The sequence below is a fragment of the Gardnerella sp. DNF01195 genome, from assembly GCF_049244175.1.
Taxonomy (GTDB): domain Bacteria; phylum Actinomycetota; class Actinomycetes; order Actinomycetales; family Bifidobacteriaceae; genus Bifidobacterium; species Bifidobacterium leopoldii.
The window spans coordinates 719,506-742,612 of sequence record NZ_CP058383.1 but is presented as its reverse complement, the minus strand read 5'-3'; the positions used below and the strand labels follow the sequence as shown (position 1 = coordinate 742,612).

Annotated in this window: 24 protein-coding genes, 4 tRNA genes and 1 riboswitch; of the genes, 22 read left to right on the top strand and 6 right to left on the bottom strand. The window is 36.4% G+C overall.

Annotated features, from left to right (window positions below):
* Positions 1-96: 96 nt before the first annotated feature.
* The 7 genes from HXT43_RS02770 to HXT43_RS02740 all read left to right on the top strand — a co-directional run bounded on the left by HXT43_RS02770 (position 97) and on the right by HXT43_RS02740 (position 7,345).
* Entirely contained in the window at positions 97-2,706 is a 2,610-nt protein-coding gene (locus HXT43_RS02770) for an ATP-dependent Clp protease ATP-binding subunit (protein WP_116442716.1), read from the top strand.
* A 505-nt stretch (positions 2,707-3,211) separates the two neighbouring features.
* Positions 3,212-3,352, top strand: coding sequence for a hypothetical protein (locus HXT43_RS02765; protein WP_004104915.1), 141 nt, complete (start codon positions 3,212-3,214; stop codon positions 3,350-3,352).
* Positions 3,353-3,599: 247 nt separating this feature from the next.
* Entirely contained in the window at positions 3,600-4,034 is a 435-nt protein-coding gene (locus HXT43_RS02760) for a hypothetical protein (protein WP_415707280.1), read from the top strand.
* A gap of 130 nt (positions 4,035-4,164) precedes the next feature.
* Complete coding sequence (locus HXT43_RS02755) at positions 4,165-4,461, top strand: type II toxin-antitoxin system RelB/DinJ family antitoxin (RefSeq protein ID WP_415707281.1); 297 nt, start codon at positions 4,165-4,167, stop codon at positions 4,459-4,461.
* 479 nt (positions 4,462-4,940) lie between these two features.
* Positions 4,941-5,516, top strand: a complete 576-nt coding sequence (locus HXT43_RS02750) for a hypothetical protein (RefSeq protein ID WP_415707282.1) — start codon at positions 4,941-4,943, stop codon at positions 5,514-5,516.
* Positions 5,517-5,605: 89 nt separating this feature from the next.
* Positions 5,606-6,532: a hypothetical protein gene (locus HXT43_RS02745; RefSeq protein ID WP_421781090.1), complete on the top strand. Its 927-nt coding sequence runs from the start codon at positions 5,606-5,608 to the stop codon at positions 6,530-6,532.
* Positions 6,533-7,099: 567 nt separating this feature from the next.
* Positions 7,100-7,345, top strand: a complete 246-nt coding sequence (locus HXT43_RS02740) for a hypothetical protein (protein WP_415707288.1) — start codon at positions 7,100-7,102, stop codon at positions 7,343-7,345.
* Positions 7,346-7,453: 108 nt separating this feature from the next.
* Here HXT43_RS02740 and HXT43_RS02735 read toward each other — a convergent pair whose 3' ends face one another.
* Positions 7,454-7,606, bottom strand: coding sequence for an IS3 family transposase (locus HXT43_RS02735; protein ID WP_116971428.1), 153 nt, complete (start codon positions 7,604-7,606; stop codon positions 7,454-7,456).
* A 920-nt stretch (positions 7,607-8,526) separates the two neighbouring features.
* Between HXT43_RS02735 and HXT43_RS02730 the strand changes: the two genes are divergently transcribed.
* The 7 genes from HXT43_RS02730 (at position 8,527) to HXT43_RS02700 (ending at position 13,261) form a co-directional block, all read left to right on the top strand.
* A complete protein-coding gene (locus tag HXT43_RS02730; RefSeq protein WP_415707180.1) occupies positions 8,527-10,221 on the top strand; it encodes an AIPR family protein in 1,695 nt (564 codons plus the stop codon).
* Between the two features lie 110 nt (positions 10,222-10,331).
* On the top strand, positions 10,332-10,655 hold the full coding sequence (locus tag HXT43_RS02725) for a restriction endonuclease (RefSeq protein WP_415707179.1): 324 nt from the start codon (positions 10,332-10,334) through the stop codon (positions 10,653-10,655).
* A 196-nt stretch (positions 10,656-10,851) separates the two neighbouring features.
* Positions 10,852-11,148: a type II toxin-antitoxin system RelB/DinJ family antitoxin gene (locus HXT43_RS02720; RefSeq protein ID WP_004574886.1), complete on the top strand. Its 297-nt coding sequence runs from the start codon at positions 10,852-10,854 to the stop codon at positions 11,146-11,148.
* A gap of 969 nt (positions 11,149-12,117) precedes the next feature.
* A complete protein-coding gene (locus tag HXT43_RS02715) occupies positions 12,118-12,240 on the top strand; it encodes a hypothetical protein (RefSeq protein ID WP_415707177.1) in 123 nt (40 codons plus the stop codon).
* 30 nt (positions 12,241-12,270) lie between these two features.
* A complete protein-coding gene (locus tag HXT43_RS02710) occupies positions 12,271-12,549 on the top strand; it encodes a recombinase family protein (RefSeq protein ID WP_421781100.1) in 279 nt (92 codons plus the stop codon).
* 107 nt (positions 12,550-12,656) lie between these two features.
* Positions 12,657-12,821 (top strand): hypothetical protein, encoded by a 165-nt coding sequence (locus HXT43_RS02705; protein ID WP_415707176.1) that lies wholly within the window; start codon positions 12,657-12,659, stop codon positions 12,819-12,821.
* A gap of 248 nt (positions 12,822-13,069) precedes the next feature.
* Complete coding sequence (locus HXT43_RS02700) at positions 13,070-13,261, top strand: hypothetical protein (protein WP_421781086.1); 192 nt, start codon at positions 13,070-13,072, stop codon at positions 13,259-13,261.
* A 727-nt stretch (positions 13,262-13,988) separates the two neighbouring features.
* Here HXT43_RS02700 and HXT43_RS02695 read toward each other — a convergent pair.
* From HXT43_RS02695 to HXT43_RS02675, 5 genes are all read right to left on the bottom strand, one after another.
* On the bottom strand, positions 13,989-15,050 hold the full coding sequence (locus tag HXT43_RS02695; protein ID WP_421781084.1) for a HaeII family restriction endonuclease: 1,062 nt from the start codon (positions 15,048-15,050) through the stop codon (positions 13,989-13,991).
* On the bottom strand, positions 15,043-15,999 hold the full coding sequence (locus HXT43_RS02690) for a DNA cytosine methyltransferase (RefSeq protein ID WP_415707173.1): 957 nt from the start codon (positions 15,997-15,999) through the stop codon (positions 15,043-15,045). Before HXT43_RS02690 ends, HXT43_RS02695 begins: the two co-directional genes overlap by 8 nt.
* A gap of 598 nt (positions 16,000-16,597) precedes the next feature.
* Positions 16,598-16,699, bottom strand: coding sequence for a helix-turn-helix domain-containing protein (locus tag HXT43_RS02685; protein WP_421781081.1), 102 nt, complete (start codon positions 16,697-16,699; stop codon positions 16,598-16,600).
* Positions 16,684-16,794 carry a hypothetical protein gene (locus HXT43_RS02680; RefSeq protein WP_421781079.1) on the bottom strand — a complete coding sequence of 37 codons (111 nt, stop codon included), beginning with the start codon at positions 16,792-16,794 and terminating at the stop codon, positions 16,684-16,686. Before HXT43_RS02680 ends, HXT43_RS02685 begins: the two co-directional genes overlap by 16 nt.
* A 51-nt stretch (positions 16,795-16,845) precedes the next feature.
* A complete protein-coding gene (locus HXT43_RS02675; RefSeq protein ID WP_415707171.1) occupies positions 16,846-17,094 on the bottom strand; it encodes a hypothetical protein in 249 nt (82 codons plus the stop codon).
* A 199-nt stretch (positions 17,095-17,293) separates the two neighbouring features.
* On the opposite strand from HXT43_RS02675, the gene HXT43_RS02670 reads away from it, so the two are divergent.
* The 8 genes from HXT43_RS02670 to HXT43_RS02635 all read left to right on the top strand — a co-directional run bounded on the left by HXT43_RS02670 (position 17,294) and on the right by HXT43_RS02635 (position 22,878).
* Positions 17,294-18,169 carry a DUF2971 domain-containing protein gene (locus HXT43_RS02670; protein ID WP_415707169.1) on the top strand — a complete coding sequence of 292 codons (876 nt, stop codon included), beginning with the start codon at positions 17,294-17,296 and terminating at the stop codon, positions 18,167-18,169.
* Between the two features lie 12 nt (positions 18,170-18,181).
* Complete coding sequence (locus HXT43_RS02665) at positions 18,182-19,291, top strand: hypothetical protein (protein WP_421781077.1); 1,110 nt, start codon at positions 18,182-18,184, stop codon at positions 19,289-19,291.
* A 694-nt stretch (positions 19,292-19,985) separates the two neighbouring features.
* Positions 19,986-20,273: a hypothetical protein gene (locus HXT43_RS02660; RefSeq protein ID WP_415707167.1), complete on the top strand. Its 288-nt coding sequence runs from the start codon at positions 19,986-19,988 to the stop codon at positions 20,271-20,273.
* A gap of 411 nt (positions 20,274-20,684) precedes the next feature.
* Positions 20,685-20,757, top strand: a tRNA-Gly gene (locus HXT43_RS02655).
* A 28-nt stretch (positions 20,758-20,785) separates the two neighbouring features.
* Positions 20,786-20,856 (top strand) — tRNA-Cys (locus HXT43_RS02650).
* A gap of 30 nt (positions 20,857-20,886) precedes the next feature.
* Positions 20,887-20,958 (top strand) — tRNA-Val (locus HXT43_RS02645).
* A 40-nt stretch (positions 20,959-20,998) separates the two neighbouring features.
* Positions 20,999-21,071, top strand: a tRNA-Val gene (locus HXT43_RS02640).
* A 282-nt stretch (positions 21,072-21,353) separates the two neighbouring features.
* Positions 21,354-21,443, top strand: a riboswitch (TPP riboswitch).
* Between the two features lie 193 nt (positions 21,444-21,636).
* Complete coding sequence (locus HXT43_RS02635) at positions 21,637-22,878, top strand: hydantoinase/carbamoylase family amidase (protein WP_119522786.1); 1,242 nt, start codon at positions 21,637-21,639, stop codon at positions 22,876-22,878.
* Positions 22,879-23,107 lie beyond the last annotated feature (229 nt).

The following is a 23,107-nucleotide window of genomic DNA, read 5'->3' as shown; positions in this document are numbered from 1 at the left end:
TGCTATGGAATACTGTACGAATGAGTAAATATATACGACGCTTCGCGTCATGGCGACTCGTTACCATGGAATGAAAGAAAAGAACGGAAGGCAGTTATGTTTGAACGGTTCACTGATCGCGCACGACGCGTGATTGTGCTAGCTCAGGAAGAGGCTCGCTCACTTCAGCACAATTATATTGGTACTGAGCATATTTTGCTCGGGCTTATTCGCGAAGGTGAGGGCATTGCCGCGAAAGCGTTAAGCTCAAAAGGCGTAGACCTAGAAGGCACTCGCAAACAGGTTGAAGAGATGATCGGCAAAGGCACTGTTTCGCCTGCTGGTCATATTCCTTTTACGCCTCACGCTAAGCAAGTGCTTGAACTGAGTTTGCGCGAAGCTCTTCAGCTTGGTCACAGTTATATTGGTACTGAGCATATTTTGCTCGGTCTTATTCGCGAAGGCGAAGGAGTGGGCACGCAAGTACTTATAAAGATGGAAGTTGATCTTGGAGACTTGCGAAGCACTACTGTTGATTTAATTCGTGGAGATAATGCTCCTAACGGTAGCGAGAAGGGCGAGTTAGCTAATGCTGGAAGTGTACAAGATAAGCGAAATCAATCCGGCTCTGCTCTTCTTGATCAATTTGGACGCAATTTAACATTTGAAGCTCAAGAAGGAAAGCTCGATCCTGTTATAGGTCGTTCTGAAGAAATTGAACGCGTTATGGTTGTACTTAGCCGACGCACGAAGAATAATCCTGTGCTTATTGGCGAGCCTGGAGTTGGCAAGACTGCAGTTGTAGAAGGTCTCGCACAGAAAATCGTTGAAGGCGATGTACCTGAAACGTTAAAAAATAAGCAAGTTTATTCACTAGACTTAGGTTCAATGATTGCAGGATCTCGCTATCGTGGCGATTTCGAAGAGCGCTTGAAGAAAGTGCTTAAAGAAATTAAAACACGCGGCGATATTGTGCTTTTTATTGATGAAATTCACACTATTGTTGGAGCAGGTTCTGCTGATGGAGCTCTTGGCGCATCCGATATGCTTAAACCAATGCTTGCGCGTGGAGAGCTACAAACAATTGGTGCTACTACTACTGACGAGTATCGCAAGTATATTGAAAAAGATGCTGCTTTGGAGCGTCGTTTCCAGCCGATTCAAGTTCCAGAACCTACAATTGCTGAAACTATTGAGATTCTTAAGGGATTGCGTTCTCGCTACGAAAATCACCATCATGTAACTATTACCGATGGAGCTTTACAGTCTTCTGCTGAGCTTTCTGATCGTTACATTCAAGATCGTCACCTTCCAGATAAGGCTATTGATCTTATTGATGAAGCTGGTGCGCGCTTGCGTATTAAGCGCTTGACTCAGCCACCTGAGCTCAAAGAATTAAACCATAAGATTGCTAAGATTTCCGAAAAGAAAGATGAAGCAATCAAGCAGCAAGATTTTGAAGAAGCTGCCAATCTTCGCGACGATCAAGAAAAGCTTGAGAATGAAGCTGCAGAGAAGGAAAAGGCTTGGCGCGAAGGCGAGTCTAACGTCAAGATGGTTGTTGACGAAGACATGATCGCTTCCGTTGTTTCAAGCACTACAGGCATTCCTGTAGTAAAGCTTACTCAAGCGGAATCGCAGAAGCTTCTTCAAATGGAATCTGAACTTCACAAGCGTATTGTTGGTCAAGATGAAGCTGTGTCTGCTTTAGCTCGCTCGATTCGTCGTGCTCGAGTTGGTTTGAAGGATCCTAAACGTCCTTCTGGCTCGTTTATTTTTGCCGGTCCTACTGGAGTTGGTAAAACTGAGCTTGCCAAGGCACTCGCAAACTTCTTGTTTGATGACGATAATGCCTTAATTAGAGTTGACATGTCAGAGTTTGCAGAAAAGTACGCCGCGTCTAGGCTTTTCGGTGCTCCTCCTGGATATGTTGGATATGAAGAAGGCGGCGAGCTTACTGAAAAAGTTCGCAGAAAGCCATTCTCCGTGGTGCTTTTCGACGAGATTGAAAAAGCTCATCCAGATATTTTCAACACGCTTTTGCAAGTACTCGATGACGGTCACTTAACAGACGGTCAGGGTAGAAAAGTGGACTTTAAGAATACGATTATTATTCTTACCACCAATCTTGGTACTCGCGATATTGCGAAGGCTGCAAACACTGGCTTTACACTTGGAAATAACGCTGATTCCACGTATCAGCGCATGAAAGATCAGGTTAATTCTGAGCTTAAGCGTCATTTCCGTCCAGAGTTCTTAAACCGTTTGGACGACACTATTGTGTTCCGTCAGCTTACAGAGCCAGAAGTTCGTAAAATTGTTGACATGGACGTGAAGTTGCTTAACGACAGGCTGTTTGACCGTCACATGTCTCTAGAAATTACGGATGCCGCTAAGAATTTGCTTGCACAGAAAGGCTTCGATCCTTTGCTCGGTGCGCGTCCGTTGCGTCGCGTAATTCAGCGAGATATTGAGGATACTATTTCTGAAAAGATTTTGCTTGGTGAACTTTCTGACGGCGAACACATTAAGGTGGATGCTGAAGGCGAAGGATTGCTGGGGGAGTTCACAATTAAAGGCGAAAAGTTTGAGACAATAGACACAACTGCTGTTGTTGCTACTGAAGAGAACAAATCTGAAGAAAATAAGTCTGAAGATAGTGAAAAAGAAGATAGCGCAGCTAAAGAAGATATTACTGCTAAAGAAGATAGCAATAAGAATAAGTAAAGTTACACAATAACTAACTGAATACACTAAAAGCCCGGCGCGTAAATCTCGTCGGGCTTTTCTATTGGTTTTTCTACTGTGTTTTCTACTGTGTTTTATATCTCAATTTTAGTCATATCTAACTCGTCGCGAGCTCCTCGTGAGCTTTTCGCAAATCTTGAGGCATGTATGTTCGGTCTAGTTTCTTAACTCTTGGATACAATGAAACTTTTCCTTCTGAACTCTGAAACTGTTTGCTTTCTGTGTTATATATACCAACACTCATCACGCGAGAGTGTTGTCTTGATGTCAAAGGCTGATTAGCTGGGTGCAAGTTTGCCCTTGTGTAGCAGGGCTTAGCGAGGGCTATCGTTAAAAGGTTTAATGCGTGGCGGCTTTAAGCTGGGTTCTCGTGATTTTTGAGCGTGATTTTTGTTACCTTTCAGCCGACTAGTTGTGTGCTCTAGTTGTTTATGTTTTGGGGAACAAAATGGTGGAATAATCATAAAAAAGTTCCCTACATTATTTGATTTCTCATGGTAACGGCTTGCTGGTTATTCCAAAAAATAAGGTTTCTGAGTTTAAGAAGTTGCTTTTTGAGTATTATGAAGATGAAGATTTGCAGGTGATTGCTTCGTTTATGAGGGAATATTGTTGGAAGCATTAAACGTGCATGATGATATTGATTCTTCTGGTTCTTCTGTTTCGTGAACCTTGCTGTTTATGAAAAGTATAGTTTGCTAGTAAATGAAGAGATTAGCGTTGATAATCTAGACAAATTAGTACGAAAAAGTAATATATTTATTAAGATTATTACAGTAATCAGAGTGAATGGTAGATCTTGTTTACTTAATAGTCTGTTTTATGATCATTTGATACAGAGTCGTGTTAACGAAAAGGAGGCTAGTAGTGTTATGAGAAGTAAAACTATTTTTTGTAAAAACATTTTTCAAAGTTGTCTTGTTATGCTTCTACTGCTAGGCTCTCTCTTTTCTCTTGCTGGATGTGCTGATGATGAGGAGAAGGCGGAGCTTGCGTCATATCATTGGGAAACGGTAGCAGTGTCTCAAGAAGAGTTTCGTATACCAGAAAACTATATGAATAAGGATGAGTTGTATCTCTTTGTGTCGCGGGATATTCTTGATTCTCATTATGATTTGTCTAAAGTCACTCTTGGAGATAAGCCCATCAAATTAGTTGACTCACAGTTTAATTTGCCTAGTTCAGGGTATAAAGCTCTATTTTTAGTTGGTAAATTTGATTTAAAAGACAAGCCAGCCTCTGATGTTCTTAAAGTACCAGGTATTGATAAAGCAGGTAATGTTGCTATAGGTTATAAGAGGAAATAGTAATATTTTGCGCTAAATGCTTAGTGTGAATGTTGAAAGCGTTTATATCAGTCGAGGAATCCTATTCATGTAAATTGTGTTGCAATATGCGATACAGTATTTTATGATGTGTGTATGGAGGTTGATTGATATGGCAGTTACTAAAAGTGCGAATGTGAATGTGAGAATACAAGAAAATATTAAGCAGCAGGCGGAGCAGATTTTGGAAACGATTGGAGTTCCTAGGGCTACTGCTATTGACATGTTTTATCGTCAAATCATTCTTAATAAGGGTATTCCGTTTTCGCTTACTATTCCAAAGTCTCTTCCAGCACAAGATGATATGGATGAGAAAACGTTTAACGCGTTGATGGCTAAAGGTTATGATCAGGCGGTTCGTGGTGATAGTTATCCGATAGATGATGTTTTTGAAGAGCTTGAACGCTGATTAGCAACCGTGGTGTGAGCTTGGTTTTAGAAGAATACGCGTAAAAAATTATTACGTTTATTTTTGTGTTGATGAGAGTAGAAAAGAAGTTCAAATACTCGCGGTTATTTACGTGAGAAGAGATCAGGCTAAGCAACTGGAACAATTGTAATGTAAACGTGTTATCAAGCCAAGCTTAAACCTTTTTGCGATATTTTCCTATCGTTAAAAGGTGCACTTATTTTGCCTATACATCTGTTTATGTATGGAAATAAGATCCTGTGGATTATCGGATGATTTTTAGCTACAATTATTTTGTAGATTGCATATATGCATTCTTTGTCCATAATTTACATCCCGTCAGTTTTATTAAACTCAAAGATGATTTGTACTCCGAGATGAATAAATATTTGGCAGATGATAGTGAATAACAGAGTGAAAATTGAACATGATAATCGTAGCTGCAATTAGGTAAAGATTAAGTTGTAGAGGAGACATAAATGAAGCATATCAAGCATTATGCTTTTTTGACTGTGGTAGTTTGCATTATGTCACTTATTTCAGGTTGTAAGAATCAAAATAGTTTTAGCGATAATAATAGAGAAGTAAAAACAGAAAATAAAAAGTCTGCAAGGAATGAAAAACACTCAGAAAATAATGAAGATGTTGACTGGAAAGAGGTAAGTAAAAATGGTGTTGATGAAACTTTGCTCATAAAAAACATAGATGAAAAGGTTCTCACATATGTGGCTAAACAGTTACAAAATCTATGCGACGAGATTGGTGAAAAGGGGATCAAAGATAAATACTATTGGCTGACAGGACAATGGTATAACGATGTAGTATATTCTAAACAATACAAGAGTGTTGTGTCGTTGGGTAAAAAAGCAATGAAACCATTGTTCCTAATAATATATAAAAGCAAAGAGGCTGGAATGTATGAATGGGTTTGTAGTAAAGCGTTAGATGAAATATCTGGTTTTGATTTCTCGGGATTAAACAATGGCGTAGGCTGGAGTAATTCTAAAGAATTTTTAAAGGCATTTACCGATAAAATTATTGAACAAAAGAATTAGCAACTCTCTGTTTGGACTTAGGACAATTTTTAGACATTTTGTATAATCAAAGCACTATATTCCGTGATTGCATTTTCTGGAGAAAGATGATGAGTGAGACGAATGTAAGGCCAGTGCTTTTCAAGCATGCTTTTTGGGGTCATGTGATTACAGAAACTGTTGCTAGCGTTTGCACGCTTATTATTGCGCTGCTTGTACAGCAGTTCGTAGGGCACCGCGTACTAGGTTGGGAAACTGTGGTCATACTCGCGTTGAGTGTTGTGGTGTTTTCCCTGCTAAGCACAGCGTATCTGCAGTGGGATAGGCATCGCAGACCAGATGACGGATCTGGCGATTTGCTTATCGGAATCATCGATTTTGTTCTCAGGCTGCTGGTGACCTCTGGTATTGCTTTATTGCTTGTTTCCAATACTACGCTGCTAAGCATTATTATTGGCGCAGCGATTACTAGTGTGTTGCTGTTTGTTTTTGAAAAGCCTTGGCAGCCAGGTATGACGGATGCGCAATTACAGGAAGCTTCAAAGAAATCGGTTGAACTTGGCGTTCAAATGCTTGAAGAAGAACGCGTAAAGCGCGCCGAGGTGAGAAACAAGATTGCATTACAGCATGCGAGCGCAGGTAAAACAGACACTCCTAGAGGTACGTCTCTAACATTCTCATCGTTAATCGTTGCGAATATGCTGATGGAAGCAGTATGCGATGTCGTCACATTTTTGCTTGCATTGATGCTGCAATGGTGGATGCTTTGTACTATCGCTGGCTGGAGCACGCTACTCGTCATATTCTTTGGCAATATACTATTTTCTTGCGCGGCAGCTGCGATTATGGTTCTGATGGGCGCATTGAAGGCTGATCAACAGAAATGCCTAACAAAAAGTTGGCCTTTCTTAGTTATTGTTGTACTGCTTAGACTACTGATCTTTGGTGTTCTCGCTTGGCTTCTTACACCGAGCTTGGTATGGGTAAGCGTAGTCGTTGGCATTGTTCTTACAGATATTGTTCTCGTTATCAAGTAGCACCCATGGAGAAGAACCGCAGTAGCCGCATAAGATTTTGTAAGACTGTTTTCTTCTCTTTTGAGCAAAGGGTTCTACGTAACCTGTTATATCTTTCCTTTTTCCTTGCTATTAGTATTTATAGTTTTTGTTTAAAAAACTTAACAGCCATTTCATAAACAAATGTAACAGTTTTTTACGTGTTATATCTTGGCAATGTTGTATTAAAAAGAGCAGCATGTTTCGCATATCTCCATCGTGTTTTCTTTGCACTGGTTTTACCATTCTTAACCATCTTGTTGCTACATACACTACCAATGGGATTATTGCAAGAGTTCATCATTTAATTACAACAGTAGATTAGGTTAGTTTCATTAGAGTATTCTAATTGTAGTCTATTTGCATAATTTAGTATTTGGGGGAATAACCCTATTTCTATTTGTTACAAGTAAAACTTAGAGCACCTTATACATTTTATGTGTTATCAAAAATAACAACAACAATTGTATGGCAAAAAATTATTGGATAGAATGAGTATTAAACCTATTTGGTGTGCGACTCCGTGGAGTAAGTGAGGAGAATATTCTTATGTACAAGGTTCTTATGTTCGTGCTGAAGTTGGTTCTGTTTACAGCTGTGAATTTTATGTTCCTTTACTTGTCGATGGTGGTATTCGGCCATGATTTTGGTGTGATGTTCAAAACGTATGGGAATGCGCTCGGTCCGTTTACGTTCATGCTTGCTTTGATGACAACGATGTCGTTGCCTAATGAAGGAACCATTTTTGAGGATAAGCGGCAAAAAAGTGTGTCTAAAAACCCGAGTTATCGTTGAAATACCACGGAAAACTCGCTGTTATTAAGCTAAAAAAGCTTAACATTCAGCATTACTTGACATTGAAAACAAAAGGGGCTTAGGACAATTTTTAGACATTTTGCGCAATCATAGCACGATGTTCCATAATTGTCTTTTAAGCCCCATTTTAATTCTGTGATTGTTGTAAAAATCAATATAAGTATGAATAGCTTGACGTAATTCTTCTGTACTATCCCAGCTACTGCGACTTAGATAACAAATTGCGAAAAAGTTATGCAATGAGAACGTTATTTGCAATTTTTATATTGCGAGCATGCTGTTAGCGATTAAGCCCTCACTTTGGTGTAAATTCATTTCCTTCCCTTTATCTGCTATTTTTATGTTCAAACTCAAACGAGAAAATAAGCGGGGCTTCCTACCATCACGGCGCTTTATTGTGCTATCTGATGCAGGAGGCTGATTAGGTGGGTGCATTTTTGCCCTTGTGTAGCAGGTGTTTGCGAGGACTATCGTTAAAAGGTTTAGTATACGGCGGCTGTAAGCTGGGGTCTCGTGATTTTTGAGCGTGTTTTGGCTGTTTGATGGAAGATATCAACGCTCTAGGGTCGAGTGCACAGGATGTTAACGTTAAAAGGTGCACCCACTTTGCACCCACCCTGTGAAGTGGGAAATTTATGCATAAGGGAATGTACTGTATCATATGGGGGGAGAGATAACTTTACTCAAAATAATACAAAAATCTACACTTCACTCTCTTCAAAGAACTTAAAATAAAGAATTTAAGAAAAATCAAATAAAAATAATTGTTGTTCTAGCTAATAGAAAGGCCAGTTTTTTATTTTAAAGGTGCCTTTTCAATGATAAGGGTGTTAAGAAACTCGTAAGGGGTGTTTGCACAGGAAGAATCTAATATTGATATTGTTCATACTTTGGAATTTCATTATTAATGAAAAGCAAAAAATACATGCAAGTAAAATACAATGGGATGTGAGTTTTAAAAATGAGATATATGTCAATAAGGCAGGTATCAGAAAAATGAGGGATATCAGTTAGACAAATCCAAGTGTTATGTAGCGAAGGTAGAATTGCTGGTGCAATAAAAATTGGTTCATATTGGGCAATTCCGGAAGATACGAATAAGCCTACTGATAAGAGAATCAAAATAGGAAATATATGAAAAATAGAGTGGAGGATTGAAAATGACAACTCAGCTGACAAATAATCAAATCTTATTAAGAGAGTGCTTTAAACAAGAATTTGAAGAGAGTAGTGGGTATAACGATATAAACACTTATTTTGAACATTTTGCAGCATCACAAGTATTAAAAGATTTTAATCTTAGTGATGAAGAAATTGACAGTGGAAATTCTGGTGGTAGTAATGATGGAGGCTGTGATAACTTATATATTTTTTTAAATGGTGAATTAGTTACTGCTGATCAAATAGAAGGGTTGAATGCTACAAAAGGGTCTTATTTGGATTTTTTCATTTTACAGTCTAAAAACACTACTTCATTTGAAGAAAATGCTTTAATGAAGTGGAAAACCGTCTCTGACAATCTTTTAAATATGTCAAATATATTAGATAATTTCTCAGATAGATATAATGAAACTACGATTGAATCTTTTGGAATTTTTAGAGACGCTATAGCTAAGTTAGTTAGAAGTCAAGTCAAGGTGAGATTTTTCTATTATTATATTACTTTAGGTACTGAGGCTCATCCTAATGTTGCTATGCAAGCAAAGGAATTAAAAACACTTGTTAAAAAGTATTATCCCTCATCAGAGGTTAATGTGAATTTTATTACCGCTGATAAATTAATAGATATGTACAATGCGGATAGCGAGACAAGAGTTAATTTGGAATTGGCAGATCAGCCGATTTCATTAAGTGAAAATGAGTATATTAGTTTAGTTAAATTGGGTACATATTTTAGATTCATTACAGACGATAATCTATTTTTAAGAAAAACATTTTTTGAAGCAAATGTTAGAGACTATCAGGGTCATAATAGTGTTAATTCCTCTATTGCTAATACGCTAGAGGGTGAAGAGAATGAGGACTTTTGGTGGCTAAATAATGGGGTGACAATTCTTTCGACAGATATTAAATTAATAACAAATAAATCTTTGCAAGTTGTAAATCCTGAAATAGTTAATGGATTGCAGACTTCAAGAGAAATATATAATTATTTCTCAGAACGAAGTGGAAGAATTGATGAAGATAATAGGACAATTTTAGTTAGAGTTATAAGACCTAAAAGTGAGGAGTCTAGAGATAATATTATTTTTTCTACTAACAATCAAACAAGCATTCCAAAATCGTCTTTAAGGGTAACTGATACAATTCATTTGCAGATTGAAATGTATTTCAAAAACAGGGGATTGTATTATGACAGAAGAAAGAATTATTATAAAAATCAAAAGAAAAAAGCTGTCGATATAATTAGTGTTTCCTTTCTTGCTCAATGTTTAATTTCGATTGTACTAAGAAAACCTGATTTTGCGAGAGCAAGGCCATCAACATTGTTAACAGATGAGGAAACATACAAATACTTATATGAAGATAATCAAGATCTAGAAGCATACTATAAGGCTGCTAGCATAGGAAGAAGGGTTCAAAATACTTTAAAAACTTATAGGAGTATGACTAACACTGAAGTAAATGACATACTTTTTTATGTTATATATGCAGTTGTTGCTGACGCACTAAAGAAGAAAGAATTAAGCTTTATTGATTTAAAAAACTTTGATTTGAATAATATAACAGAAGCTTCTATAGCTAAGATTTCTAATAAAATATACCTAAAGTATAAAGAACTTGGTGGAAATAGTAGAATTGCAAAAAGCAAAACTTTTATAGATAATGTATATATATTGTTTGATTTAAATTAAAAATATTTACTGACTACTCTAATAGTTATAGAAGCCTACGGACTAGATATCTGCAGGCTTCTATAGATTTATGTGAACTTTTCTTCATATATTTTTATGGCTGTTTTTTTTTGAGTCTTTTCTATGAATGTATAGCTCTGAGTTTTTTCCTTATTCAAATCAATCTTTTTTATAATTTCTCCTTTAGTATAGCCAGCGTATATAGTAGTATAGTTGGTGCAATTGCTGGTAAGCAAGGACATGGTCTTTTTGTTACAACTTCTAGGTTTTCGCAGAAAGCTAAAGATTACGCTGACAATCATCATATTATTTTGGTTGATGGTGTGAAACTTGCAAATCTTATGATTAAGCATAATTTTTGTGTTTCAACAAGAAAAACGTTTGAGATTAAAACGATTGATACTGATGCTTTGCTTGAATATCAAGATGAATAGTTTTTGCATCTAAGTTTTGTGCTTTGATTTTGTTGATTTTGAGTTTGTTAGCTGGATTCATCGCGATTTTTGAGTGTGATTTTTGCATTTTTAATATTACATATAAGTGTAATTTTCTAATGCTAATGTTAATGCAGTGACATTGCAATGCCAATGCAATGTTGTATAATCGTCGTAAGAAATAAGGGGTGATTATATGGCGAAAACAGCTAACTTGTATACTCGTATTGATCCAGAGTTAAAAGAGCAGGCAGAGTATATATTGAATTCTTTGGGTCTTCCTCCTTCGAGTGCTATTACTATGTTTTATAAGCAGGTTGTTTTACAGCAGGGGCTTCCTTTTGATGTGAAATTGGGTTATAGAGAGCCGCGTGATGTGAGTTCTATGACTCAAGGTGAGTTGAATGATGAGTTGGAAAAGGGTTATAAGTCAGTTTTATCTGGTGATGTGAAGCCTGCTAGTAAGGTTTTTGAATCTTTGCATAAAGCATAAGGTTCATGACGTGTGATAATTTTCTTATTTTTTATTTTGTTTTTGAAGAAAAGCATGAAGTTGTGGTTTCTCGTGTGCTTTATGGGAAAAGAGATATTGAGAAAGTTATAAATTGCAATTAAACCCTTTTTTGCGATGTTTTCCTATCGTTAAAAAGTGAATCCAATATCTAGTTTCTTAACTCTTGTATGCAATGAAACTTTTCCTTCTGAACTCTGAAACTGTTGCTTTCTGTGTTATATGTTTCGCAAGCATCACGCTACTTGAGCCTTTTGTTAACACGTTAAAAATTGCAGCGTGTTAGTACAATTGTCGTATGGGTTTGCATTCTATTCATCCAGAGTTTCAGAATATTCAGTACTTGGGTATTTATAATCCTCACATGAATAAGGTCTATCGTATTGCTGTTGAAAACATATCCGAGGACGTTATACGCGAACTTGAGAAAGATGTGATTGGATATTAGGATTAGGCGGTTTTATGTACTTTAGGCTGTTTTTCGTACTTGTGAAGACTATCGCTAAAAAGTTTAGCACGCTGCGGCTTTACTAAGTTGCTCGTACAAGTAGAGATGTATTTACACAGGAAACGATACAGAGTTTGGTGGTTGTTGCTTAGAAGAACACTGCAAATAAGGGTTTATTGTAGGCTTGTGAATCAGAAGAACGTGAATGAAAATCCGGCTTGAATTGACGCTGGATTTTTTCTTTTTAGGAGTGTCTTTTTAGTACTTAGAAGGTATCAATACTTGACTTATTCCGGAGTCTGAGTGATGTATAGGTTACAAGGAGGATAAGCCAATGCGAGAAATAAAGATAATACTGCAAAACGAGATGGATTACAGTCTTTGTAAATTGCTTTTAAGCTATCTGCATTTCAAAGGCATGGTTGATGACAAATCATGGCAGTTATCAGTTACTCAGATAAAAGATCAATATAATCCTCCAACTCTTATGCTGGAGGGAATTTATGGTAAAAGAAGTAGTAAAACTGACACCAAGAATTTTTAAACTGCCGAAAATCAAAAAGATAAGAGCTGCAGCTTATGCCCGAGTTTCAACTGAAAAAGATGAGAACAGTATAATAGCTTAGAAGCACAAAAAAGCTTACTTTACAAAGTATATTAAGGAAAGAAATGATTGGCAGTTTGCCGGTCTATATTACGATGATGGTATTTCAGGTCTAAGTCGTAAAAATAGAGATGGTTTTAATCACTTGATAGAAGATGCTTTGCAAGGAAAAGTCGATTTAATTGTTACCAAGTCAATCAGCCGTTTTGCCAGAAATGCGTTAGATACAATCAGCACGATTAGAAAGCTTAAAGGAAGAGGAATCGGCGTATTTTTCAAAAAGAAAATATCCATACGCTTGATACTAAAAGCGAGTTCGTTCTTACTTTAATGTCTAGTTTTGCTCAAGAAGAGTCAAGGTCAATTTCAGAAAACTGTACCTGGGATCAGCGTAAAAGATTTGCTGATTGAAATGTAACAGTTCCGTTTACGAGATTTATGATTTATGACAGAGGTAAACACGGGGAACTTATCATCAACAAGGAAGAAGCTAAAATAGTTGAGTTTATGTATTCGCTGGCAATTCTTGGGTTTAATGCGAGTGAGATTAAACGAGAATTGGAAGCAAATCATGTTAAAACTCCTAGCTGCCTGTGTGATTAGAGTTATCAAGCTGTTCATGCCATTTTAACTAATGAAAAATATAAGGGTGATGCACTACTGCAAAAATCATTCACGGTTAATTTCTTAACCAAAGAAAAGAAAAAGAATGAGGGCGAACTATCGAAGTATTACGTAGAAAATGTCGTGAGGCGATTATTCCACGAACTGTGCATGACTACGTGCAAAGCATACCTGTAAGCGAGAGCGTTAATAAGGTTAGCGGGATTAGTGGGAAAATCTTCTGTTCTATGTGCGGAGCATATTTTGGACGATTTCGTATTCATCCTGAACATTGTGGTGGACGTGTAGCTTGGCGGTGTAAAAATAAATGGAACAAAGCGCATAAATGTTATATGAGACATCTTTACGATATTAAGGTTCATAAATCAATCACGAGAGCCGCTTTTGATGTTTTGAAAAAGAGAAAAGACTTAATTTAGAATATAGCTAATTTAACAGGGATACCTACTGTCAACATCACAAAAATAATTAACAAGATATCTACTAGTGAGTTTGTTGTTGATTACAAACTATTAGAGACCATCATCAAGCGCATTACTGTCAGGGAAAATCATGATGCGGGATTTACTTTTATTGATGGAAGTAAGGCTAAGGAGCATATTGAAGGTACTGAGAAAGTAGGGCTCAAAGAAAAGAGATATTAGAGCAGACTTTACAGATGCTTAAGCTATAGAAGTAAATATAGAAATAAGAATCGAAATCAATGCTTACCTATTCTTTGTGGACAGAATTGATATCTTTCAAAGGTTATGGAGAAATGATGTATGAAGAATCAAGCATCAGGACAAACTTGGTTGTCCTGATGCTTGATTCATTTCGAGGTAGAGTGTTTTTGTTGAATGGGTATCTCCTCACAGAAATCTGTATATCTTCTTACCGCAGAGCGCAAGTTACACATACGATATCTTATATTTACACCACTCTTAAAGTGGAATTTTATAGGACATTGTTTGTTTTCACGCTCATCTTTGATTGTATATTGCATTTGTTTAAGCAATGATTTGCATTTGTCAGAATTAAATTCTGTGTCCAAGTCTGTGTCATATGATTCCTCTACAGATTTACATCTGCTAAGACAATCACTGCATGGCTTTTTCTGAATACGTGAAGAGAGCCAGGTCCTAAATTCTTCTTTTCTCATGTAAATTACCTCCAGAATGAATCTGAAATTTTGTCATAATGTCTATTTTTGAGGATATCAGGTATGCTATCAACGGATGGAAATTCTTCTGCAATTTCCTCACACAGGCACAAAAGAAGCTTATCTCCAATTAAATCGGAGTATTTTCCTCGCAAAGCTTTTTCATACCAATCAATCAAATTGTTTTCAGTTACAACACTTTGTATGTGGCTTTTCCATCCAATTTGAGTAAGAAGAGAAATTATGACGTTTTTTTCAGCGTCTTTGCAAACGATTACGATACGATCGCTAGAAACACTGTTAACTATATTTTGAGCCAACTCAACATTAAGACTAAGGTGCTTGATTTGTATAGCTGGTCCCCAATTTGAGTACATGTCTAACCCACGGTCTGCTGCATTCGTAACGCCTACACGATACACACGAGCACCTTGCATATAACTTGGATGCGAAAAATCAATGCACATAACCATTTTTGCAAAGTCCTCAAATTCTGATAGTAAAGCAGATTTATCGGAGTCAACAGAAATTTCAACCTTTAAATTTAAAGCATCTACAAGAGTTGAAAATAATGAATACACAACAATTTCGTATATCTTATCGAGACTTCGTTTTAGACCAGGTTCATCCCAAAATGAATTGATGAAATGTTTAACATCAAAATCATTTTTGGATGCTTCCATACAATAATCTAAAGCATCTGATAATTGAATGTGTTTGTTTATGAAGCGGTTGTAAATATAGGCCTCAACAGCACCGTTTGTACGTTTGTCTTCTTTGCCTAACTCATTTATCAAGACGGGCGGAATCGCTGTCTCGTTAAAGAGGTCATCTTGAAACTTAGCACTGCTAGTGCACACCCTGCCGAGTAAAACGCAGCATATGTCATCTCTCCATTTTTTACTCCTGGTTCGATAATCCTCCAAATTCAGTAGATTAATATCACCAATTGTACGGTCTCTATAGAGAATTTCTGCTATTTGAATTGGCTTGTATAGATGAACCCTAGATTTTTGTATAATTGCATCAAGAGCAGCTTTAGCTGTGGATCTATTAGCTTTAATCATTCTTTTTATTCCTCCGTTTTTCTTCAAATTTTTTAAGCGCATAAACCATTTTCTTGGCTACAGCTTCAATCACAGGAACAGCTACAGAATTTCCACATTGCTTTTTCATTTTGGTATAACTCACCACTATTTTATAAGTATCTGGAAACCCTTGAATTCGTAGCATTTCACGTTCGGTTGGCCTACGCTCGTCATTTATCAAAATATAATTAGCGGATGCACCAGCTCTAAGTGCAGAAGAGTAAGGGTGAGGAGTTATACAACCTGCCATGTTTTCATGTGAAATATATGGTTTTGGATAACTTTTATCTTTTAAACGTCTAATACGTGATTCTCTAATGGCGTCTCTAACGTAATATTTCTGATCGACATTTTGCTCTAAAATATCTGATAACGATTTCTTTTTATCGTCGGATACTGGTTCCGGAAAAGAAAAATCAATATCATCAAGAAAACCGACGATTATTATTCTTTCTCTCTTTTGTGGAACTCCATAATCTAAGGCGTTTAACACTTTAGCATAAACATGATAGCCTAGGTTCTCTAAATGTTCTTTTATGATTTTAAATGTCTTACCACCATCATGGGCTGTTAAGTTTCTAACATTTTCAAGCATAAATGAAGGTGGGCGTTTTTCCCTCAAAATCCTCTCAATATCAAAGAACAGTGTTCCACATGTTTCATTTGAAAAACCCTCTTTTTTCCCAATAATTGAGAAGGCTTGACAAGGAAATCCCCCCAATAAAATATCAAAATCAGGAATTGTTTTTGCATCGATTTTAGTTATATCACCAGCTGGGTGTTCTCCAAAGTTGGCAGTATATGTTTTACAGGCATCTTCATCAAATTCGGATGAAAAAACACAATGGCCACCAACTGATTCAAAGCCCAATCTGATACCTCCTATTCCAGCAAATAAATCAATAAAACGGAAATTACTCCAATCCATATATAAAAGCTCCTTTAAGACGCCATCTCTGACATTATAGCGCTTTTATAGCGCTTTTCAACGTCTATTCGCCCATGAATTATTTGAATCAATGAAATTATTTTTACGATTTCGATGTCAGATGCCCGGCTTTTATGACATTCGCCTGCTTGCAGAAAGACTGCATTTTCAAAAATAGTATCTTGCGCATATAGTACAAAGACTAAATACATTCTTGCAGTCAGGTGCCGGTGATCCTTATGTCATTCGATAATTATGTGGCATTCTCATAACTCAACTCAGTCAGATAAAAGAAGTCTAACTGCCTGGAGGGATAAACTTGATTAAGTGCTGAATGTAAGAAACATATTTGGTAGGACTCTAATATTTATTATCTATTTTATTTCCACGGAATATAAGTTTTTTACAGTTTATTAGTATTTTTCTTCTATAAACACATTTTTATCTATTATATAATGTTTCGTAAATTTTTGATGAGAACTTCAGTAGTGCTATTTTCACCTTTGTCAAGTTTGACATTAGTTAATAAGCTGATTCTTACTAGATCTTTTATATTGAATCTATTTGAATATTTGTCTATGCACATTTCTAATAATTGTCAGCAGTCTTTATTGATGTTTTCTTTAGAATTGATCACAGTTTCAAATAAATCTTCAACTTTGCAGTCAAGCGCAGTGGCTATTTTCATGAGTACGTCCATACGAACTGCTTCGTTTTTACCTGTTTTACTTCGCAAATGTATTTGATGTCGCATTCCAAGTATTGACAGATGCGTAGTAGTGTCTCTGTATTCACATTTTCACCTTTGCTAATTCTAGCTATGGAAGCTGATGATATTTCAGCATCTTAATCATATAAGCAAAACACTATACGAACAGTTAACAATGCTAAAGAATGATGTTCTTCTTCACTATCTGGATTAGAATACTGCTTCGCTAGCTCATTGTGCAAGTTAGCTACTAACACATCCGGAACATCTAAAACATTTTGCATAAGGTCAAGCCAAAACTTCTGTGTTTCCTGCTTTTCGTCGCCGCGACCTTGCCAGCGCTCAATAAACTCGGCTGCCTTCTTGTGTTGATCCGCAATATTCATGCGTCTATTATCCAACCTGCTAGGGATTATGTGCTTATTGTTTAGTTTGACAGTCAAATACCGCATGTCCTGCTAGAATTGAAGTGATTGAAAATGTTGAAATATATCTAAAATGGACTCTTCTTGATAATAAATTAAATGGTAAAAAAGAGATTTTGCTGTGCTGAGAGAAATATAGGAAAAGATAAGGAAGTTGATTATGCAAATAGTTGAAGGGATACCAGAATATTTATATCATTACACTAGTTTGAAATCAGCAAAGTTAATTTTAATGAATAAGACTTTGCGACTAACTTCACTTGAATGTATGGATGATAAAACTGAAGCAATTACTGGTGAAGGTCGTAATTTGGGGAAATTTATTTTTTCAAGCTGCTGGAGCGAGAATAGAGACAGCATACCACAATGGTCTATGTATGGAGATTCCAGCAGAGGCGTTTGTATAAAATTAAGAAGTTTTCCTTTTAAAAATAATTATGATGATTACGTTGAGCATTGCATTAATAAAGAAGATCAACCATCAGAAAAGTCAACGGATGAAACTTTTATAGTACCTGCGCAATATTGTTTTGGATGTAGATTTAAGCTAATGCCGCAATTTATTATAAGTGACAAAGATAGAGACATTCTTACCCAACGTTTAAATGCAAAAGTAACATATACAGATGATGAATCACTTATATATCCTAAATGTTTGAGACAGGATGGTGAATTTTTTTGTTTTGATACGAATGTGTTAGGGAAATATAAAAGTACTGAGTGGAAATTCCAAAAAGAATGGAGATACTCAGTAACATATATTCCATTTGACCAAATAAAATTTTTTAGTGATAAGAAATATAGTGCTAATGTTGGTCAAGAAGTCTTTAATAACTTATTATCAAATAATCAACCTATTGTTCATTGTCTGGACTTTAACATTGATGATAAATATTTTGACGACATGGAATTGATATGCGGCCCAATGATGGAAGAGTTTGATTATCAGGAATTAACTTATTTTGCAAAAGGTGTTAATCCAAATATACGTGTTGTTAGAAGTAAATTGTATAACAAATGGAAAAGCAAAATTTGAATCGAAGTACTTATGTTTATTGACCTTGTATTTATGTTAAGAAATAATGATAGCGAAAATGATATTGATTCATTTAAGGAAAATTTCACAAACCTGATTTCTTTTAAAGAAAAAACATTATGCTTACACAACGATAATCAAGAATTTAATTATCGTATTCAGAAAACAGGCGAAGGAATTAGACTAAAAATTTTAACTATTAATAATAAAACTACGAGAAAAGAAGCAACTTCAATCGAGTCTTTGAAGCGCGCTTTTATAAAAAATAATCTAAGATGCAAATATAACGTTGTTGTCATTTTTGATGGAGCTTCAGAATATTACTGCAATAACCTGTCTAAGTATATATTCACATTTGAAAGAAAATTAAGACAATTTGTATATCTTACTGTGTTAAGCGCATATGGTACAGAATGGACTAAAAAAACTTTAGTCGACGAAGAAATTAAGAAGGATGTTGCAGAGAATATAAGGAATAAAAATCGTTATATTGAGATTGCTTTAGATTGTTTTACTTTTCAAAATTATATTGATTATTTATTTAAGGAACAATCTATTGAAGATGCAAATGAGGTAATTAAAGATGCAAAATTAGCTTTGAAAAATCGGGAAAATTTAAATAATATTATCAATATATTAAATAAGGGTGAAAAGATATCATTATGGGAAAGACTTTTTAGTAAAAGGAATATAGATTTAACTAGAAATAATCTTGATGAAATTAGAAAAATAAGAAACGATGTAATGCACAGCAAAGAAATTTCTGATACTGAATTCTGCAAATATAGAAATCTACTTAAGAAATATATAAAGAAGTTAGATATTGCCATTGCTGATTTTGAGAACAGAAAACATTTGAGCGTTACAGATTTAGAAAATGTTTTATCTTCGTTTGCTAGAATCATTCAAACGAGTAGAATCAATGAGCATTTTATCAAAGCTGTTTCGCCCGCTTTGAGTGAAATTTCAAATTCATTATCTAAAGAAGCTTTAAAAAATATTTCCGCTTCAATAAGCGATATGATTCATTTGGATAATAAATCATTTAGTGCAATAACTGAAGCATTTGCTAAATTTTATAGACAAAATCTTGAAATAAAAAATGCCAAAAATTTTTCCTAATAACATTCCTACGCCAAAATTAAATATAAAGAACCCTTTGTTTTGAAAGATATATAAAAATGCCAAATCTATCTTATTTTCTGAAAATAAACAATGAAATTAATCCAATTTTGTTAGTTCTGAAGATTGAATATTGTATTTGTTGTGTGAATAATCAATGTGTTCTAAATATTTGATATATTTAGCTGAAAGTCGTCTTCATGCCGTTGACTGCTTTAACACTTTAGGCGTTGTGTGGGCTCCTTTATTTTGTCTTATAACACATGGATTGTTAAAGACTGTAAAAACAGTTGGAATATACGAAAGCTAGTCATACCCTCAAACCAACTCATTACGAGATTAAAGGGTAAGAGGAGCCCTAGCCTTCATTTCGATTCTATCATATGAGTCTTTCCCTAATACGCTGGGGTAATCCTTGAAGCGCACTAAGTAAATAAAAAGTCCCGAACAGACCAAGTGTCCAGGACTCACTATCCACTATACTGCAGGCTCATTATGAAATTAGATGCGATATTATCAGCCATACTCTCACTCGTTATTATCGCTGGAATATGGTGTCATTTTTCGCCTTGGCTCATAGTCTTTCCCGCATACGCTGATGCTATCCTGGAAATGCGTTTATCAAAAAAGAAAAAGCTTAGCGTATTGTTACTGCATATAATGACGTAGAAGATAAGAGAGGAATCAAAAGCTAATGGATATAATGAAACTTTGCTATGACATGGCTGAGAAGCTCCGTCCCTATGCCGAACCTACTATGGACGAACATTTTAAAGAAGCAGCCAATAGCGCTATTAGAGCAGGCGAACCGTCTATTGCAATTGATTATTATTTAGTAGAAGCATGGATACACAAGAGCGCATCTAAAGAGCTGCTAATAGAAGCCTATAACCTTCTAGATCCTTATGAATGCGGAGATGTCTATGACGATATAGCAGACGATTTAGGTGTACCACGTAAAGTACATTCCCCAGATGAATAAAGAATAAATTTTTACCTATAACTACACTTTTTGGCATATAACCCAAAGAGCTGGTGATTCCCCCAAACCTACCCCGTGAAGGGTCAAGGGTAAGGGGGAGCCCCAGCTCTCAATTCGATTCTATCATATGAGCACCTTCCTTATGTGCAAAGGTTACTCATATTGTTGTTATTGTTTGGCTAGATTTATCATAAGCAATAATCGCATGTATCAAAACTGTTTCCTTAACGCAACAATTTTGATACACCTTCGCCGAATAGAATATATGACACACCAACAGACACGCTGAAAAACACGCCAAATAGCACACCAAACGACACGCCAAAATAGGCGAGGGCTTGCATTTGAGAATATTTCGGGTATAGTAGTTACTCGTGCTTCGGCGCTGACATTGTTCAGTAAAGTTGCATTGCGGACATAGCTTAGTTGGTAAAGCGCAACCTTGCCAAGGTTGAGACCGCGGGTTCGAGTCCCGTTGTCCGCTCTAGGTCCGATGAGTTATTCGACCTTACGGTGGGTTAGCCAAGCGGTTAGGCAGCGGCCTGCAAAGCCGTATAGATGAGTTCGACTCTCGTACCCACCTCGATTAAGCTTCAAGCTTAATAAACAACCTGGGCGGTTGGCGCAGTGGTAGCGCACTTCCCTGACACGGAAGGGGTCACAAGTTCGAACCTTGTATCGCCCACTCGAAAGGATTGCCTTTCACGCATAATTAAAAAAATTTTGGGTGATTGGCGCAGCGGCTAGCGCACTTCCTTCACACGGAAGGGGTCATAGGTTCGATTCCTATATCACCCACAATATGTTCGCAGTGTAGAATCACTGCGTTTTTTGTTATCTGGCTATTTTTTATTTCCTAACTTACATATGAAAATTTTTTGCAGCCGAACATACATGTAACCACAAATGGAAGCAATATCTCATAGCAGTCAATCAACCAATCAACCAATCAACCAATCAACCAATCAACCAATCAACCAATCAACCAATCAACCAACCAATCATTTCTTCACAGAAACACACATGCAAATGTTCATTTTGAGTTCATTTAATATCGTGCTATACTCATCCGAGTACAAGTGAAAATTGCAGGGGTACTGGAAACAGTTGAGAAACACCCTTTGAACCTGTTTTGTTAAGACATGCGTAGGGAGCAATTACAATAAGTGATTTCTTTCTGTCACGATTTTCGTGACATCTTGCGTTGCCACAAAGTAGTAGCAATTACACGAGTATCAACTAAACAATTAAAAAAAGATTTAAAAAACAACTAAAAAACTAAAAACCAAACACCAAAACCAAAAAATATCCGCCTGAATGTCACTTTTGGGAAAACTTGCACAAGTGAGGAGGAATACTGCACATGATTGATAGCAGCATAAGTGCTGAAACTATAGAATCGGCCATAAGCTGGCTTGCAGGATTCACAGAAAAACCAGGAGAACAAGGAGTTACTCGACCTCTTTACACAAAATCTTGGAAACAGGCTCTTTTTGCTCTTCGTCAACGATTTGAAAAACTCGGTATGACTGTGGAATTCGACCAAGTTGGAAACCTAATTGCAACTGTTGAAGGATGCGAAAAACCAGAAAGCATAATAGCTTGCGGATCGCATATTGACACAGTTTCAAGAGGAGGTCGTTTTGACGGCCAACTTGGAATAGTTGCAGCCTATTTAGCAATTAAGAATTTACTTACTAGATATGGAAAGCCAAAGAAAAGTCTTCGCATTATCTGCTTAGCAGAAGAGGAAGGCTCACGTTTCCCATACGTATTCTGGGGTTCAAAGAATTTCTTCGGGCTAGCCAAAAAAGAGGACGTAGAAAATATTTGCGACAGTGAAGGTGTTCCTTTCGAAACAGCAATGCGTGAAGCTGGGTTCAATTATCAAACAACTCAACCTAAGTTCGCAAATCTTGAAGCCTGGATTGAGCTACACATTGAGCAGGGACCAACGCTTTACAGCAATCACGAAGATTTAGGTATTATCACTAGCATTGCCGGTCAGCACCGTTGGGATATTCATCTTAAAGGCGTACAAAATCACGCTGGCACAACAATGATGTCCTACAGGCACGATGCAGTAGATTGCATGTCTCATATAATCGCCAAAAATCTTGACAAAGCTAAGCAAGCAGGCGACCCACTGGTGCTTACTTTCGGTAGAATCAGCGTAGTTCCAAATCAAGTAAATATTGTTCCTGGAGAAGTTACTTTTTCAATGAACTGCCGTCATACAGATAAAGCTTTTCTTGATAAATTCTTGCAGGAACTCGACGAGGATATTCACGAAACTGCCAAGTCTTATGGCATTACAGCGCAGATCGATAAGTGGATGTCTGACGATCCTACACCACTTAGCGACGATATTATTAATCTTTTGAAAGATCAAGCTAATAAGCAAGGTTATGCGTACAGAGTCATGCATTCAGGTGCTGGTCAAGATACGCAAATTTTTGCTCCGTTTGTAAAATCCGGAATGATTTTCGTTCCTTCAAAAGATGGTATTAGTCACGCTCCAGAAGAGTACACAGATCCACAAGACGCTGTTCACGGAGTAAAGCTTTTACGAGATGCTCTGCATAGTTTGGCTTATGAGGACTAACTAAAAACCAACTAAAAAGATAACGAAAACCAAATAAATAGAAATCTAGGAAGGACGCAAAAGGCATATACGATGCAAACTTCACTGCTTAATTAATCGCAGCGAAGAAAAGTGAATATCGAATGAGAGTACAACGCTTATTCACGAATAAGAGGCTGATACGAAGGGGCGCACCACCACGGGTACGAAATCCTTTCGTATCTTTTTTTATTTTTGAGCAAAGTTGCGA

Excerpts from the sequence above, each read along its gene's own strand:
- HXT43_RS02770 (WP_116442716.1), top strand. The coding sequence starts at position 97 with ATGTTTGAACGGTTCACTGATCGCGCACGACGCGTGATTGTGCTAGCT.
- HXT43_RS02760 (WP_415707280.1), top strand. The coding sequence starts at position 3,600 with ATGAGAAGTAAAACTATTTTTTGTAAAAACATTTTTCAAAGTTGTCTT.
- HXT43_RS02755 (WP_415707281.1), top strand. The coding sequence starts at position 4,165 with ATGGCAGTTACTAAAAGTGCGAATGTGAATGTGAGAATACAAGAAAAT.
- HXT43_RS02750 (WP_415707282.1), top strand. The coding sequence starts at position 4,941 with ATGAAGCATATCAAGCATTATGCTTTTTTGACTGTGGTAGTTTGCATT.
- HXT43_RS02745 (WP_421781090.1), top strand. The coding sequence starts at position 5,606 with ATGAGTGAGACGAATGTAAGGCCAGTGCTTTTCAAGCATGCTTTTTGG.
- HXT43_RS02740 (WP_415707288.1), top strand. The coding sequence starts at position 7,100 with ATGTACAAGGTTCTTATGTTCGTGCTGAAGTTGGTTCTGTTTACAGCT.
- HXT43_RS02730 (WP_415707180.1), top strand. The coding sequence starts at position 8,527 with ATGACAACTCAGCTGACAAATAATCAAATCTTATTAAGAGAGTGCTTT.
- HXT43_RS02720 (WP_004574886.1), top strand. The coding sequence starts at position 10,852 with ATGGCGAAAACAGCTAACTTGTATACTCGTATTGATCCAGAGTTAAAA.
- HXT43_RS02715 (WP_415707177.1), top strand. The coding sequence starts at position 12,118 with ATGGTAAAAGAAGTAGTAAAACTGACACCAAGAATTTTTAAACTGCCG.
- HXT43_RS02705 (WP_415707176.1), top strand. The coding sequence starts at position 12,657 with ATGATTTATGACAGAGGTAAACACGGGGAACTTATCATCAACAAGGAA.
- HXT43_RS02700 (WP_421781086.1), top strand. The coding sequence starts at position 13,070 with ATGTGCGGAGCATATTTTGGACGATTTCGTATTCATCCTGAACATTGT.
- HXT43_RS02695 (WP_421781084.1), bottom strand. The coding sequence starts at position 15,050 with ATGATTAAAGCTAATAGATCCACAGCTAAAGCTGCTCTTGATGCAATT.
- HXT43_RS02690 (WP_415707173.1), bottom strand. The coding sequence starts at position 15,999 with ATGGATTGGAGTAATTTCCGTTTTATTGATTTATTTGCTGGAATAGGA.
- HXT43_RS02685 (WP_421781081.1), bottom strand. The coding sequence starts at position 16,699 with ATGGACGTACTCATGAAAATAGCCACTGCGCTTGACTGCAAAGTTGAA.
- HXT43_RS02675 (WP_415707171.1), bottom strand. The coding sequence starts at position 17,094 with ATGAATATTGCGGATCAACACAAGAAGGCAGCCGAGTTTATTGAGCGC.
- HXT43_RS02670 (WP_415707169.1), top strand. The coding sequence starts at position 17,294 with ATGCAAATAGTTGAAGGGATACCAGAATATTTATATCATTACACTAGT.
- HXT43_RS02665 (WP_421781077.1), top strand. The coding sequence starts at position 18,182 with ATGTTTATTGACCTTGTATTTATGTTAAGAAATAATGATAGCGAAAAT.
- HXT43_RS02660 (WP_415707167.1), top strand. The coding sequence starts at position 19,986 with ATGGATATAATGAAACTTTGCTATGACATGGCTGAGAAGCTCCGTCCC.
- HXT43_RS02635 (WP_119522786.1), top strand. The coding sequence starts at position 21,637 with ATGATTGATAGCAGCATAAGTGCTGAAACTATAGAATCGGCCATAAGC.